Annotated in this window: 10 protein-coding genes; 8 read left to right on the plus strand and 2 right to left on the minus strand. The window is 40.6% G+C overall.

Features of this window, described 5'->3' with window-relative positions; genetic code table 11:
* Positions 1 to 117 precede the first annotated feature (117 nt).
* Positions 118 to 1,197: a beta-eliminating lyase-related protein gene (locus F0226_RS02485; RefSeq protein ID WP_171734133.1), complete on the minus strand. Its 1,080-nt coding sequence runs from the start codon at positions 1,195 to 1,197 to the stop codon at positions 118 to 120.
* 100 nt (positions 1,198 to 1,297) lie between these two features.
* Here F0226_RS02485 and F0226_RS02490 point away from each other — a divergent pair, with 100 nt between their 5' ends.
* The 3 genes from F0226_RS02490 to F0226_RS02500 all read left to right on the plus strand — a co-directional run bounded on the left by F0226_RS02490 (position 1,298) and on the right by F0226_RS02500 (position 4,545).
* The gene (locus tag F0226_RS02490) at positions 1,298 to 1,906 is read left to right on the plus strand and encodes an HAD-IA family hydrolase (protein ID WP_171734134.1); all 609 of its coding nucleotides are present in this window, start codon (positions 1,298 to 1,300) and stop codon (positions 1,904 to 1,906) included.
* Positions 1,907 to 2,005: 99 nt separating this feature from the next.
* The gene (locus tag F0226_RS02495; protein ID WP_171734135.1) at positions 2,006 to 2,620 is read left to right on the plus strand and encodes an NAD(P)H-dependent oxidoreductase; all 615 of its coding nucleotides are present in this window, start codon (positions 2,006 to 2,008) and stop codon (positions 2,618 to 2,620) included.
* 2 nt (positions 2,621 to 2,622) lie between these two features.
* Positions 2,623 to 4,545 (plus strand): monovalent cation:proton antiporter-2 (CPA2) family protein, encoded by a 1,923-nt coding sequence (locus F0226_RS02500; RefSeq protein WP_171734136.1) that lies wholly within the window; start codon positions 2,623 to 2,625, stop codon positions 4,543 to 4,545.
* A 158-nt stretch (positions 4,546 to 4,703) separates the two neighbouring features.
* On the opposite strand, the gene F0226_RS02505 is transcribed toward F0226_RS02500, so the two are convergent.
* Entirely contained in the window at positions 4,704 to 5,705 is a 1,002-nt protein-coding gene (locus F0226_RS02505; RefSeq protein ID WP_171734137.1) for an AraC family transcriptional regulator, read from the minus strand.
* A gap of 117 nt (positions 5,706 to 5,822) precedes the next feature.
* Between F0226_RS02505 and F0226_RS02510 the strand changes: the two genes are divergently transcribed.
* From F0226_RS02510 to F0226_RS02530, 5 genes are all read left to right on the plus strand, one after another.
* The gene (locus F0226_RS02510; protein ID WP_171734138.1) at positions 5,823 to 7,511 is read left to right on the plus strand and encodes an alpha/beta hydrolase-fold protein; all 1,689 of its coding nucleotides are present in this window, start codon (positions 5,823 to 5,825) and stop codon (positions 7,509 to 7,511) included.
* A 16-nt stretch (positions 7,512 to 7,527) separates the two neighbouring features.
* The gene (locus F0226_RS02515) at positions 7,528 to 9,489 is read left to right on the plus strand and encodes a TonB-dependent receptor (protein ID WP_171734139.1); all 1,962 of its coding nucleotides are present in this window, start codon (positions 7,528 to 7,530) and stop codon (positions 9,487 to 9,489) included.
* A gap of 343 nt (positions 9,490 to 9,832) precedes the next feature.
* Positions 9,833 to 11,041 (plus strand): MFS transporter, encoded by a 1,209-nt coding sequence (locus F0226_RS02520; protein WP_171734140.1) that lies wholly within the window; start codon positions 9,833 to 9,835, stop codon positions 11,039 to 11,041.
* A 241-nt stretch (positions 11,042 to 11,282) separates the two neighbouring features.
* A complete protein-coding gene (locus F0226_RS02525; protein WP_171734141.1) occupies positions 11,283 to 12,353 on the plus strand; it encodes a BMP family ABC transporter substrate-binding protein in 1,071 nt (356 codons plus the stop codon).
* A gap of 17 nt (positions 12,354 to 12,370) precedes the next feature.
* Positions 12,371 to 13,912 (plus strand): GGDEF domain-containing protein, encoded by a 1,542-nt coding sequence (locus F0226_RS02530; protein WP_171734142.1) that lies wholly within the window; start codon positions 12,371 to 12,373, stop codon positions 13,910 to 13,912.
* Positions 13,913 to 13,944: the final 32 nt, after the last annotated feature.

Below are 13,944 nucleotides of genomic sequence, written 5' to 3' on the forward strand. Positions count from 1 at the left end.
ACTCCATAGATTGAACACCATAGATTGAACACCAACAGATAGAATAATGATCAAAAAAAGGAGAGCCTAATGCTCTCCTGTTTACCTTCTAATATCTCTAGAATCGTTTCAAATGGATCAGGCTTCTAAAGCCACAACCAAGCCATCTAAGAATGTGATGAATTCATGATCGGGTAGATTCAATAGTCTATCCCCCACATACCATTCTATTTTGGACTGATTGGGCAATTCAGTAATACTTGGATGCCCTATCCAAATACTCTTTTCAGCGGCAAAATTATCTCTGATTTCCAATGCTTTTTCATAACTTACCGGTAAGTATAAATGCAGCATGTTGGATTGCGGCTGTTCAGGGTTTACCTTCAATTGAGGGTAATCTAGTAGGATTTGATAAATTTGCTTCGTACGCTCGAATAACTGCGGCATCATCGCGATTCTTTGCTCAAACTGCATAGCAGCAGAAACAACATAAGGCGTTCTGTGATACACATTGCCACCTTGCCTTTTCATCCATACAGAGGCTTTACTGATCAATGCTTTATCACCAAGAAGTAAAGAGCCGCCCATGCCATTTAGCCCTTTATATAGAGACACATAAGCACTATTGAAACCTTCAGCTATTTCTTTGTAGTCTTTCTGGAAAAAGGCAGCAGTCTCCCATAAACGAGCGCCATCTAAATGCAGGTGAATAGATTCTTCTTTGCAGTACTGTTTGATGTCTTCAAGCTCTTGCCAAGTTGGAAGCTGACCGCCAATCTCTCGCATAGGAAGCTCATACAGTGCCGCAGATAAGGTATCTGGCCACGCTTTTAAATCATCAACATTCCACGTTCTAAACGCGTTGCCAATAGGCAACACTGAAAAACGATTTTGCAACTGGTAACCCTGGCGCTCATGGCGATAAATATGACTAGACTCATGCATCGCCACCAAAGGGTTATTCTTTTCCTTGCAGACTAACTCTAATACGGTTGGCTGATTCATCGTACCGGTAATCACAAACACACCCGCTTCAAAGCCGAGAAGATCCGCCACTTTTTGTTCAAAGCCTTGTAAAAAAGGTCCTTCACCATAAGTATCATGAGTAATATCATTTTCTTCACACCATGCAGCCATCTGGGCAAACATTTCTGCTGGGCTAGGTTCATGGTGCCCTGAAATTGTGGTTGTGCACTGTAAACGCAAATCCTTACTCATAGTTTTCCCTTTCTTACTTTTAAAAAATAATATGAAGACTCATACAGTCTATATAAATGCAGACTACACTTAAATCAATACGTTACCTTAAGGAGATGATGTGGTGCCAATTCCACTTAATATAAAAAGTATTAAAGCGGTCGTGTTTGATTTAGACAATACTCTTGTCAGTTCAAAGATAAACTTTCAAGATCTAAGAGAGCAATTAAATTGCCCTAAAAACCAGGATATTTTGACTCACGCAGATAATTTTATTGATGCTTCAGATAGAGAATATGCACACAAGCTGATCCTAGATCATGAGCTCAGTGATGCGGAAACTTCTTCACCACTATCCGGTTGCCATACCCTACTCAATTTCCTTGAAAGTAATCAGTTTCATACAGGCATCGTGACACGCAATTGTGCTGAAGCCTCTCAGTGCAAACTCAATCACTGTAATATCATGGTTAAAGAAGTGATTTCTCGTGAACAATACGCTCCAAAACCAGACCCTGAAGCCTTGTTGGCACTTGCAGAGCTTTGGCAACTGCAACCTAATCAAATTTTATATGTGGGCGACTATTTATACGACTTAGAAGCAGCAAACAATGCCAATATGCCCAGTTGCTTAATTACTCATGGTGAAGAAAAACCATTTAGCAGTTTAGCGTCGCTTGCGGTTAATCAGCTCGATGATCTCTTAATTTACATTCAAAAAGGCGGTTAACAGATTGTTCTCAAAGTATTGATACTTTATTGTGTCGATATATTTATGAGCATTTACATTAACCCTGCATATTAATGCGCGAAAGCTAACAGAGGACTTATGACAAAAAAAAGAGTTCTGGTGCTATTTGCCCACCCTTCGCAACATCGTTCGGAAGCAAATAAACCTTTATTTGATCAAGCAAGTTCAGTTGACGGCGTAACAGCTGTTGATCTTTATGCTGAATATCCAACATTCAATATCAACATTGATAAAGAACAACAGCGCTTACTTGATCATGATGTCATCATTTTTCAATTCCCTCTTTACTGGTATTCCACTCCTGCAATTTTGAAAGAATGGCAAGATCTCGTCTTAGAATATGGTTTCGCCTACGGCACTGATGGTCACTCTCTTGAAGGAAAAACGATTTTTTGTAGCATCACAGCGGGCGGAAAAGAAGACGCGTACCAAACAGACGGCTATAACCACTTTACTATTCGTGAACTGCTACATCCGATTGAGCAAACCGCATCTCTATGTGGCATGAACTATCTTGCTCCTTTTGCGCTGTTTGGCGCACGTACCGCTCTAGAAGAAAACCGCATTAGTGGACACGCTGATAACTATCAAGCGCTGCTCACTGCTTTGGTTGAAGATCAAGTGGACTATAAAGAAGCAGGTAAAGCGGCGAAGCTCAACCACTATCTTGAACAAATCATGGTTAAGGATTAGCAATGACTGGATATTTTTTACAAGCTTTTATCTATCTAGCCGCTGCGGTAATTGCCGTACCCATAGCAAAACGGCTTGGGTTAGGTTCGGTATTAGGTTATCTGATTGCCGGTGTTGTGATCGGACCAATTATTGGTTTAGTGGGCGAAGAAACCACGACTATTCAGCACTTTGCCGAGTTTGGCGTAGTGATGATGCTGTTTTTGGTGGGTCTTGAACTTGAACCTAAAATGCTGTGGTCAATGAGACACAGGCTAATGGGATTAGGTGGCTTACAAGTAGGTGGCACCATTGCGATTATGATGGGTATTGCGCTCTATTTCGAGCAGCCTTGGACTATCGCCCTGACTATTGGTTTGATTTTCGCTCTATCTTCGACCGCTATCGTTTTACAAACTTTTAATGAAAAAGGCTTAAGTAAAACAGAAGGCGGACAAAATGCCTTCTCGGTACTGTTGTTCCAAGATATTGCCGTTATTCCAATGCTAGCTTTCATTCCGCTGTTAGCATTACCTGAGCTTGTCGAACTGGCACAAAGTGCGACAGCAAGTGCCGCTGAACATCATGATGAACTCAGTCTTGTTGTGGGTTTGCCTGGTTGGGCTTATGGTCTGGTAATCACAGCCTCTATTGCCATTGTGGTGGTCGGTGGGCATTTCCTTAGCCGCCCTTTATTCCGTTTTGTTGCCAGCTCAGGTCTTCGTGAAATCTTTACTGCGACTGCACTAATGCTGGTAATTGGTATCGCAGCATTAATGAGCCTTGTGGGTTTATCACCTGCATTAGGCACGTTCTTAGCTGGCGTAGTACTTGCCAACAGTGAATTCCGCCATGAACTCGAATCAAACATAGACCCTTTCAAAGGTTTGTTACTCGGTTTGTTCTTCATTACCGTAGGTGCAGGTATTGATTTTGGTATTCTATTTGATGACTTTGCCTTAATCATTGGGCTAACTATTGGTGTAATGGCACTTAAAGCATTGGTGTTATTCACATTAGCGCTGATCTTTAAGATTAAGAATAGCGATCGTTGGTTATTCACTCTGAGCCTCGCGCAAGCCGGTGAATTCGGTTTTGTACTATTAAGCTTCTCCGTACAAAACCATGTACTACCAAATGATATCGCTCAGACATTATCACTGGTTGTTGCACTTTCAATGTTCCTTACCCCTGGTCTATTTATCTTATTCGACAAAGTTATTTTGCCGCGCTACCAGCAAGACTCAAACGATCGTGAAGAAGATAAAATTGAAGAAAAAGGCACAGTGATTATCGCTGGTATTGGTCGTTTTGGTCAGATAGTTAACCGTTTATTAGTATCAAATGGTGTAAATACTGTGGTACTTGATCACCAAGCAAACCAAGTTGATCTATTAAGACAAATTAATATCAAATCCTACTTTGGTGATGCTACTCGCCCAGATTTACTCCACACCGCAGGGATCGAAGAAGCGGCACTATTTGTTGTAGCCATAGATAATCAAGACTCTAGTGTTGAGTTGGTCAAATACGTTAAGCACACCAACCCTCACGTGAAGATCCTCGCTCGTGGTTTCGACCGTGGTCATAGCTACCGATTGAGATCAGCTGGTGCTGACTTTATTGAGTCTGAAACTTACCACTCGGCACTTGAAGTAGGCGCAGAGGCACTAAGAGCTTTAGGGCATCACCCATTCTTTGTTGAACAACAAAAATCAACATACAAGAAAGTGGAAAGTCGTAAATCAGAGAAACTTTACAAAGCTTGGGCTGCAGCTGCAGAAGATGAGCGTTACGACAATAACTACCGTGATATTTTCATTCAACTTGAAGAAAGTATGAAAGCGGATATGCAAAAGGATCGTTCCGACAAACACTCTCGCTCTGAGCGTGGTTGGACACCGCCACCAAAAGGCTACGCCGACAACTTTGTTGAAGAAGAATAATCTTTTAATTAATGATTAGTTCTCTATAAACCAAACTGCTGGACCTAAAAGACTTAGGCTAAAAGGCTGAACCTAGAAAGTTCAGCCTTTTTTATTTGTCTCATTTTAGAATACTTTAACGGCATCTTAGAGTGTCTTAATTCCACCAGCTCAAAGAGCTATATTTCTCGATTTATGGATGCCATCGGCGGATAACCAAACGCCTTTTTGAACGCGATAGTGAAGTTAGATGGATGTCTGTACCCTGCGTTGTAGGCAGCTTCCGTGACGGTAGCAACGCCTCGCTCTAAATGCTGACGAGCAATATCTAACCTTCTGCGTCGTATATAACTACGAACACTGCACCCAAGCGCCGCTTTGAATTTACGCTGCAAATTGGATTCACTCATCGCAGCATATTGCGCTAACTCTTTTGCCGGTAATTCACGTTCCAGATTCGCTTCAATAAAAGTCACCAGAGAATCCATGACATACCCATTTTTGTTACTTCTGGCACGTAAATCGACGCGATTCAGCTCTTCTGATTCAATACATTTCAAATCTTCACAATCACTAATCTGCGAAAAAATTTCTGATATGAGCTTTTGAGTCATCGACTCTAAGTTGATTTTTCCAGTATTTTCTTTCGGGTTACTATTAAGGATAATCTCTGATGTCAGTTTCAATACAGACCCGGTTAAGTTCAGTTTGAAATTGGCTATATGCTGAGAAATAAAGAACCCAACATTAGTGTCAGTCTGAGTTCGTTCTTCTACCCATTCAACAGGCAAAACAATATTCAGTTTAGTGACATGATTCCCCTTTTGGATCACACGCCTAAAAGTGGCAGGCTTCGTTAAGTTAACGACGACCCCTACAGGTTCATCCGTTGCATCAAATACAAACCGAGTATCGTCATAACTAAAATCGAGTTTTCCCTCCAGCAAAATAACAAAAATTAATGCCTTCTTAGCGGTCGAAATAACTTGGAAATCAGTCAGCTCATCAGAGGTTCCACCATGCAGTGAAAAGCTGTTATTCACTTTGTAATTAATGAGTTCACCTTCCAGTAGCTCTTCTTTCGACATAGGCGTATCCGACATCAATGTATGTCGATCTTGATGCTCTACCCAACGAATCAATGCACTCTTATTAAATGAAGATGGGAGTCTATTTGCCATTTTAACCTGCCGATTTTACATAACAAATTGGTTGGGAATCATAACCAAATCCGCTACTGCTGATGAGAAATTCAAAGTACCATAAATGATAATAAATATCATTACGGACAATAATTAATGAGATTAATCTTATTAGGAATGCTTTGGGGAGCGGTTATGACTGGTGTCAGTGCGAATACCTTAGAGTTAAATAAAGGACAGCACTACCAGGTTAAGAGTAATGAAACCATCAAGGTGCATGTAGGCAAGCCAAGCTATTACCGAGGGGGAATTAAAAGCACTCAGGTTCTCAATTGGGCAGGTGTAGTGGATTCGAATGGGGAAGTAATTAAAACCCTAATCAACTCACCGACTAAAGAGGCTGAGATCTTTTGGCTGATTAATAAACCAGACGATTACGAAATTCAGTTTGTCGCCCAAAAGACTTCTACCGATCTTAATACGTCTGGTGAAACGAATTCATCTAATGCCGCTGGCGTAATTGTCAACGTTCTACTCAAAACCATTTCGCTTAAAGATACTCAATACGTATCACCTGAAGAACGTTTAATTAGTCCGAAGATTCAGGAAACGGCACATCAAATTCAACAAAACCTAGCCGACGCTGAAACCAAATTCTGGCATGACGTGAATACCAATGGTGGCACACCGCTCGTTGAATATACGGAAAATAACACGGCGATCGTCACCTTTTTATACAAGGGACCAGCCGAAAATGTCAGGGTTCTTGGCTCACCTTATGGCGGGCATGCGCACCTAAGTCAATTAGGTAACAGCCATATTTGGTTCCGTTCTTTTGAAGTACCAGCCGACACTCGTCTTTCATATCGAATCGCACCTAATGTCCCTCAAATTATTGAAACGAAAGGTAGAGAGCAAAGAAGAGCAGTACTCGCGACCGCCCAACCCGATCCACTTAACCAACAGCCAATATATGGTGCTGCAGACAATTTATTTGGATTAGCGTCAACAGTAACGCTTGCCAATGCCCCGAGTGATTCCATCACAAAATCAATGGGTAAGCCTGAAGGGGAAATATTCGATCATCTCTATCAAAGTGATAACGAAGAACTTTCGCGGAAAATCACCTTCTATCAACCGAATGAAACCTATCAAACCGCTAAAGATGCACCACTGTTAATTCTGTTTGATGGAGACGCTTATCTAGAAAAAGTGCCTACACCGCTCATTTTGGACAACCTAATAGCACTAAAGAAGGTCCCACCAATGAGAGCCATTTTTGTTAACACACCAGCACCGAGCCTTCGGGCAAAAGAACTGACCCCGAACAAAGCTTATGCCGCGTTTATGGCAAATGAATTGATGCCATGGTTATGCCAACGCTGGGGAATTTGCCCTAAAGCTGAGAACACCATCTTATCCGGTTCAAGTTTTGGTGGGTTAGCGTCTATGTATATTTCATTTCAGCACCCAGAACGCTTTGGCAAAGTGATCAGTCAATCCGGCTCTTTTTGGTGGGCTCCTCAATCTGAACTGGCTCTTTATAAAGAACATGATAATTGGGTCGCTGAACTTGTTCGTTCTCAACCTAAAAAAGACATCGATATATACCTAACGGCTGGTGTGTTTGAAGTTGAACCTCATCCAAACAGCATTCTTACAACGAACCACCAACTTTACCAAACCCTCAAATCAAAAGGGTACTCGGTACATTTACAGGAAGCTTCGAGTGGTCATGACTACTTCAACTGGCAAGTGATGCTAGCTGAAGGTTTAACTTCGCTATTCGCGAATTCAAATTCAAATTCAAATTCAAATACAAATACAAATACAAATAAAGGATAATTCTTAAAGGAATGTTATGAAACCATATAAATTAAGCCTTGCAGTGGCACTAAGCCTTTCAACTGCTCTCCCACTTTCTGTGTTCGCCAATACTATGGATGTAATGGTTGTGACTGCATCACAAAATGAAACCTCCATTAAAGATGCACCCGCTTCAATTTCGGTGATCACCAACGAAGAAATAAATAAGCTGCCAGCAACAGACATAACAACAGCATTAGAAAGTGTCGCCGGTGTTCACATTTCAAAAAGCACAGGAAGTGAATCTAAAATTATTATTCGAGGTCTGCATAACCAGAACTCTTCAAATGGTAATTACACCCTGTTCTTAGTGAATGGACGTCGAGTCAGCTCTAGTGAAACCGTGATCCGTGGTGCAGGATATGATTTATCCAGTATTCCATTAAGTTCTGTCGAGCAAATCGAAGTTGTACGCGGCCCCATGTCTTCCCTTTATGGTAGTGAGGCGATTGGTGGTGTTGTTAACGTTATTCTTAAAAAACCTGAAAATGATACCTATGTTGCAGGTAGCCTGACTTATAGCATTCCTGAAAATAACAGCGGCAACACTCTAGTATCTGATGCCAGCGGTGAGCTGAAAAGTGGTAATGTTTTTGTCACCGGTTCTATCATTCCTGACGTACTCCTTTACACCATGTCATTAGATATCAGTGATAAAGAAGCCTGGTTTCCAAGTAATGCCGGAGACAATTTCAGCCCTCAAGCGCAGCAAGATCGAAAAACACTTCGAGCCAGCTTAACTTGGCTGCCTACTTATGATGATGAGGTTTATTTTGACCTGCTATTCGCTGACGATGATAGAAAAGAGTACAGCTATTACAGTCACTTAAACTCGGTATTCGAAAGTGACTACGACAGTGAAAAATTAACCACAACCCTTGGTTATAAACGTGGCTGGGAGTGGGGAGAGTCCGATCTCTCTTACTTCTATGAAAATTCAGAAGTGAGTGAAAACAACTTCCACCCAATGGTTGATGAAGCGGAGATGACTCAAAATAACCATACCGTCGATGGTCGATTGGTTTTAACCGAGCTTGATAGCCAAGTGATTTCGGCGGGTGGACAGATGTCTTACACCAGTATCGAAAATGAGAGGGATTACACAAGCAGCCGCTCAGTAACTCAGAACGCCATTTATGTTCAGGATGAAATATCCGTCACCGATGATCTCACCGCAACCTTAAGTGGGCGTATTACTCATAATAACCAATTTGGTAATGACTTTAGTCCTAGGGCATACCTTGTCTATAACGGTATCGATAATTTCACTTTTAAAGGCGGTTATGGTGAAGGTTTTAAAGCACCCACAATTTTCCAGTCTTCTGAAGACTTCTCGCTAGTCAGTTGCGGCGGTCGCTGTACCTTAATCGGTAACCCAGATTTAGAAGCTCAAACGTCGAAAACCTATGAATTATCAAGTATGTACTATGCAAATCGTGGATATATTCAAGCAACACTCTTCTTCAATGACGTTAAAAACTTAATAGACCGAGATCTTGACCCATTCTTCAATGGTTCATCAACAATCATTCAATATGAAAACGTTGACCGTGTAGAAACAAAAGGGATTGAACTAGAAGGTGAGATCGACTTATTTGACAACTGGTCTCTCGTTTCCAATGCAACCTATACCGATGCTAAAGACACTGAGGATGATTCAGATATTTCATACACGCCCGAATGGTTAGCTAATTTAAATATCCACTGGGCTGCAAGTAAAGATCTGTCGTTTTTCACTGGAGTAAACTACACAGGTGAACAAAAAGATTCAGGTGGCGAAAACCTAGACGGATACTCAATAGTTTCCCTTGGCGGTTCATATGACATCAACAGCACTTTTACAGTTAAAGCTGGTATTACTAACTTAACGGATGAACGCTTAGATAAATCTGAGCAGGATTACGAAGATACTGAAGTAGGCAGAACCTATTATATTAAGTTTGATTTCGAAATTTAACGAACTCAAGCAGAGATAATTGACCGAAATATAAAGGGCTGAGCGTGTGAGCGTTTGGTCCTTTTTGTTTTGGGTCATTTTTGGATTAGCTTCGCCCCACCTTTCAACAATGAAAGTAATTCGCTTTGTTAGAAATATTCAGCTCAGGGTCAATACAATCTACGGCAGCTATCAATCGAACGAATAAAACTTTTAAACCCTTTCGCTCCCATTATTACCCTTACCAAACTCATTCCCTTTGTCTAAACCTCAAGAAAAAATGCCTTTACTTAAAGTTAACTTTAAGTATTAGAGTAAGCATCAGGGAAGATTAGTCAGTTGCTACACTCAATAGGACAAAATAATGAAGAATAAAACACTACCATATTTAACAGGGCGATTTTTTGATGGAATAAGCTCAGGGTTATTCATGCTGGCATTGCCATGGTTAATGCTAAAAGAACCAAACATGGGAACGTTTGTCGCACTTACCGCGCTAGTTTGTACAAGCATCTCGTTTGTTGTCACCCCTTTTTTTGCGACGATCATTGACAGACAATCACGTAGACTCATTCTCATTTCAGCTCAAGTAATCCAAGCATCTACTGCTGCCCTCATCATGTTGGCTTATGCATTGAACCTAGGAAATGTTTGGCTACTCGCCTTATCACAGCTCATATTTTGGGTATCAAGTAACGTTGCCTGGCATACCAATAATGCCTTCACACAAGAAAACTACGACAAAAATGAATACGCTAAAATTTCGAGTTATCAAGAAATTGTAATGCAAGGAACCACGCTTGGGGCAGGTGCGCTGGGCATTGTATTGCTTGAAATGTGGGGAATGTTTGAATTTTCTTTGTTTGCGGCGATGGCATCAAGCATTGCAGCCATCAGTTATTACTTTACCCCTTATCGTCAACAGTTAAGAACCCCGAAGCACGTCACTTTCACTGAGCAACTCAAAGAAAGTAAATCTATTTTTAGTCAGAACCTCACTTTTTACGCCTTCATTGTATTGTCTTGTTTGGCGTACCCTACTCTTACCTTTTTAGGAAAATTAGTGCCTATATGGTTTGCTGGACAAAACGTTTCAGGGGATTGGGTCGCTTGGTACAACATGGCTTTCGGATTAGGGTCGTTATTAACCGGGGTTTTTGTTGCGAAGATTTTGAATTTATCCTCTCACCCAAGAATTATGCAATATTCAATGCTTGCTTTAACGGCGGTACTCTTACTAATGGCGTTCTTCATGCAGCCCATTTATATCGTAATACTGACTCTTGGTTTCGGTTTCTTTAATGCCTTAATTCGCATTGCTAGAACCAATTGGATGCATCACACCATAGAAATATCACAAAGAGGCCGCGTGGATGGTGGGCTTGGTATGTTTGCTACTTCGGTACAAAGTTTGAGCTATGTTCTTATCGCTTTTCTCGCACACACTAACAACATTGAAAATGGCTTCATTGTTATCGCGGTAATTATTGGTATCTCCACTGTTAGTATGTTTTGGCTAAGTAATAAGTCGGAGATGAAACACAGGCTTGTCCAATCCATACAAACAGATTAAAAGATAGGATAAAACAAGTACCACTTTCCTCGTTATAAAGCTTTCTTAATTGAAAGCTTTACCCTAGAATCCACATCACGTTTTTTTGCAATATAAATGCCCGTAAAATTGTTATTATGCGACAGAGATCGTTGTTAGAATGGGCAAGTGTTAATAAACTAGTGGCATAGATGCCCTCTGCTTAATTTGTATGGGCAATCAGTATTATTAATAATTACTATAAAGAATAGATGCTCATAAAATGAACGCAGATGGTATTTTAAAACTAAAAAAAACTGTAGAACAGTTATGTAAATGCCCTCCTAAAAAGCTGTTATCCACCATCGTGATAACCGCTTTGTTTACATGCCCTACAGCCTTAGCCACCACTCAAGTATTCAAACCTTTAGTGTTGTTTCCTGCCGAACTCTATAAAGGGTCTTATTCGCAGTTAATCAACAATGGCATCTCAAGGTTTGAGGAACAAACCGGCGTAACCGTAAAAAGAATACGAATAAAAAGAAATAATGCTCTTTATGTTGAGGAGCTCAATAAAGCCGCCTCTGAAGGGTATAGCCCAATCATTGTTCAAGACTCGAACTCTATTAATACATTCGGACACATTGCTCGCCAACACCCTTCGATCAGATTCATTTCACTTGATGTTTCTTACCATGTTCCCAACATTTTAGGCTTAACTTTCAATCATGCGGAAGGGACTTACGTATTAGGTTACCTTGCTGGTTTGAAAACCTCATCTAACCAGATTGGCTTTATTGGTGGCTTAGATATACCCGTGATTAACAACTTTCAATGCGGTTTTGAATTAGGAATTAAAGATTCAAACCCTAAAGCCACATTAAGTACCCAATATATTAATAATGGTGCGCTTTCATGGAGTGATACGGATACAGCTCATACCATGAGTGAAGAAATGCTAAGTAAAGGCATTGATATTATTTTCCCTGCTGCTGGGTATTCCAGTGTCGGCGTAATGGACGCAGTGAAAGAGCATAGCCAAAATGGTCAACCTAGCTACAGTTTTGGTGTTGATTACGATTATTCTGATAAATACCCAAATACATCGTTGGCTTCGCTAGAAAAGAAAGTCGATATCGCAGTCTTTGCAGCACTTATGCAGCTAAAAAATGAAATTTGGAACGGTAACAGAAAACACTTTGGTATTAAGCAAGGTGTCATTAACGTAACCGTGAATCCAAAGACACCAAAGCTGAGCCCTGAAGATAAGAAGATAGTAGATAAGTTGATTATCGAACTCAAAGGCAAAAACAACGCAATTTCTCAGCGAATTGCTCAAAGCTGCCAAAGTTAAGTTAGAAGCTAAATGATATGAAAAAACTGTCTTCTTACGTTATCTCCGTTTATTTACTGCTTACCATGATTCCAGTGGTGATTTTTGGTGGCTTTGACATCGCTAAAGATCTCTATATTGAGCATGAAGTGAAAAGCAAACTGTATGACCGAGTCGTTTCACAGCAGCTTTTAGATTCAAAAAAAGCACTGTCTCAATTTGATTTGCTCGCCGCGGAGCTGGTAACCACACAAATATCTCAACTCGATTATATTGTGTCGGTTAAGCTTGACTCTATGCTATATGCGATGACCATGGCTGAAGTGGTGAATAGTCAGATAGATCCAAAGCATATCGAAGTGATCACCTACCCCATCACCAACACGCATGACCAACAAATTGGTGTACTGACGGTAGTAAAAGATAACAACGCATTTGTAAATGGGATCATCACAACCATTGTTCCTCGTATTGCTATCTTGGTGATATTGCTCGTCTCTGTTTCATTGGTGTTCAGCCGTATTATTTTAGGTGCACTTAAAACGCCATTTAGCCAACTCCAAAAACTTGCGTTTCAAATTGCCAATGGTGATTACCACACCCCATCAAAAACTGACTCTAACTACCTAGAAATCACAGCGATTTTTAATTCCCTTGAGATTATGCGAGTCAAGTTGAAAGGCTCCATTTCTCAGTTAAAAATAAGCGAAGAAAAGCATTCTAGGACCTATAACATTACTCAAGTAAGTCTCTTTGTTATTAAAATAGAAACGGGTCGAATTTTACGTGCGAATAACAAATTTACAGAGATTTTTCAGCCGGTTCCACGGAAAAACAAAAGCGCTGAATTAAAGCTATTCATCGACAGCTTGATCCATTCGTCGTCAACTGAAAGTTTTGAATACTCTCTCATGATCAACGATGAAAAGCGTTATTTCCAGGTCAACCGAAGTGAAGTGATTGATGGGGAAATTGAATGTTCCGCTCTCGATATAACGGACTTTATTCTGGCTAAACAAGAATCCGAAAACCTTTTGTTAACCGATTCTCTGACTCGTATTTCCAACCGCTACTGTTTTAACCAGTACATTCAAAACTGTAAAAAAACCGCACTGGAAGAACTTACGGTCATGATGCTTGATTTGAACGGCTTCAAAAGAATCAATGACACTTACGGTCACGCCGCTGGTGACCAATTACTTATCGAAGTTGCAGGCAAATTAAGTGAATTGTTACCAACCAAAACACAAAGGCTTTTTAGGCTAGGAGGGGATGAGTTTGTGATCCTTCTTGAAGGCAAGTTCGACATACTCAAAACGGAAAGCTTAGCCAAAGAAATTCAAGAAGCGGTAACAACGCCTATTTGCTATCTAAACAATTATTTTTCTGTGTCGACTAGTATCGGGGTGGATCACTACCAGTCGCTTTCAGGTATGTCTGTTGAACGCACCTTACACAATGCAGATGTTGCAATGTATGAGGCAAAAAATAATGGTGCAGTACTGGCTTATTCAGATGTTCTGGCTGTAGGCTTAGATTCTATCAGTAGCACTTATGATGAATTTAAAGCGCTATCATGAGCCAAAAACTCGCCCGTTCTAAGCTACGAATT

Source organism: Vibrio sp. 99-70-13A1, from assembly GCF_013114625.1.
Lineage (GTDB): Bacteria > Pseudomonadota > Gammaproteobacteria > Enterobacterales > Vibrionaceae > Vibrio.

What these genes read in the sequence shown, in the direction of transcription:
- F0226_RS02520 (WP_171734140.1), top strand. Translation starts at nt 9,833, where the DNA reads ATGAAGAATAAAACACTACCATATTTAACAGGGCGATTTTTTGATGGA.
- F0226_RS02500 (WP_171734136.1), top strand. Translation starts at nt 2,623, where the DNA reads ATGACTGGATATTTTTTACAAGCTTTTATCTATCTAGCCGCTGCGGTA.
- F0226_RS02515 (WP_171734139.1), top strand. Translation starts at nt 7,528, where the DNA reads ATGAAACCATATAAATTAAGCCTTGCAGTGGCACTAAGCCTTTCAACT.
- F0226_RS02495 (WP_171734135.1), top strand. Translation starts at nt 2,006, where the DNA reads ATGACAAAAAAAAGAGTTCTGGTGCTATTTGCCCACCCTTCGCAACAT.
- F0226_RS02505 (WP_171734137.1), bottom strand. Translation starts at nt 5,705, where the DNA reads ATGGCAAATAGACTCCCATCTTCATTTAATAAGAGTGCATTGATTCGT.
- F0226_RS02510 (WP_171734138.1), top strand. Translation starts at nt 5,823, where the DNA reads ATGAGATTAATCTTATTAGGAATGCTTTGGGGAGCGGTTATGACTGGT.
- F0226_RS02525 (WP_171734141.1), top strand. Translation starts at nt 11,283, where the DNA reads ATGAACGCAGATGGTATTTTAAAACTAAAAAAAACTGTAGAACAGTTA.
- F0226_RS02485 (WP_171734133.1), bottom strand. Translation starts at nt 1,197, where the DNA reads ATGAGTAAGGATTTGCGTTTACAGTGCACAACCACAATTTCAGGGCAC.
- F0226_RS02530 (WP_171734142.1), top strand. Translation starts at nt 12,371, where the DNA reads ATGAAAAAACTGTCTTCTTACGTTATCTCCGTTTATTTACTGCTTACC.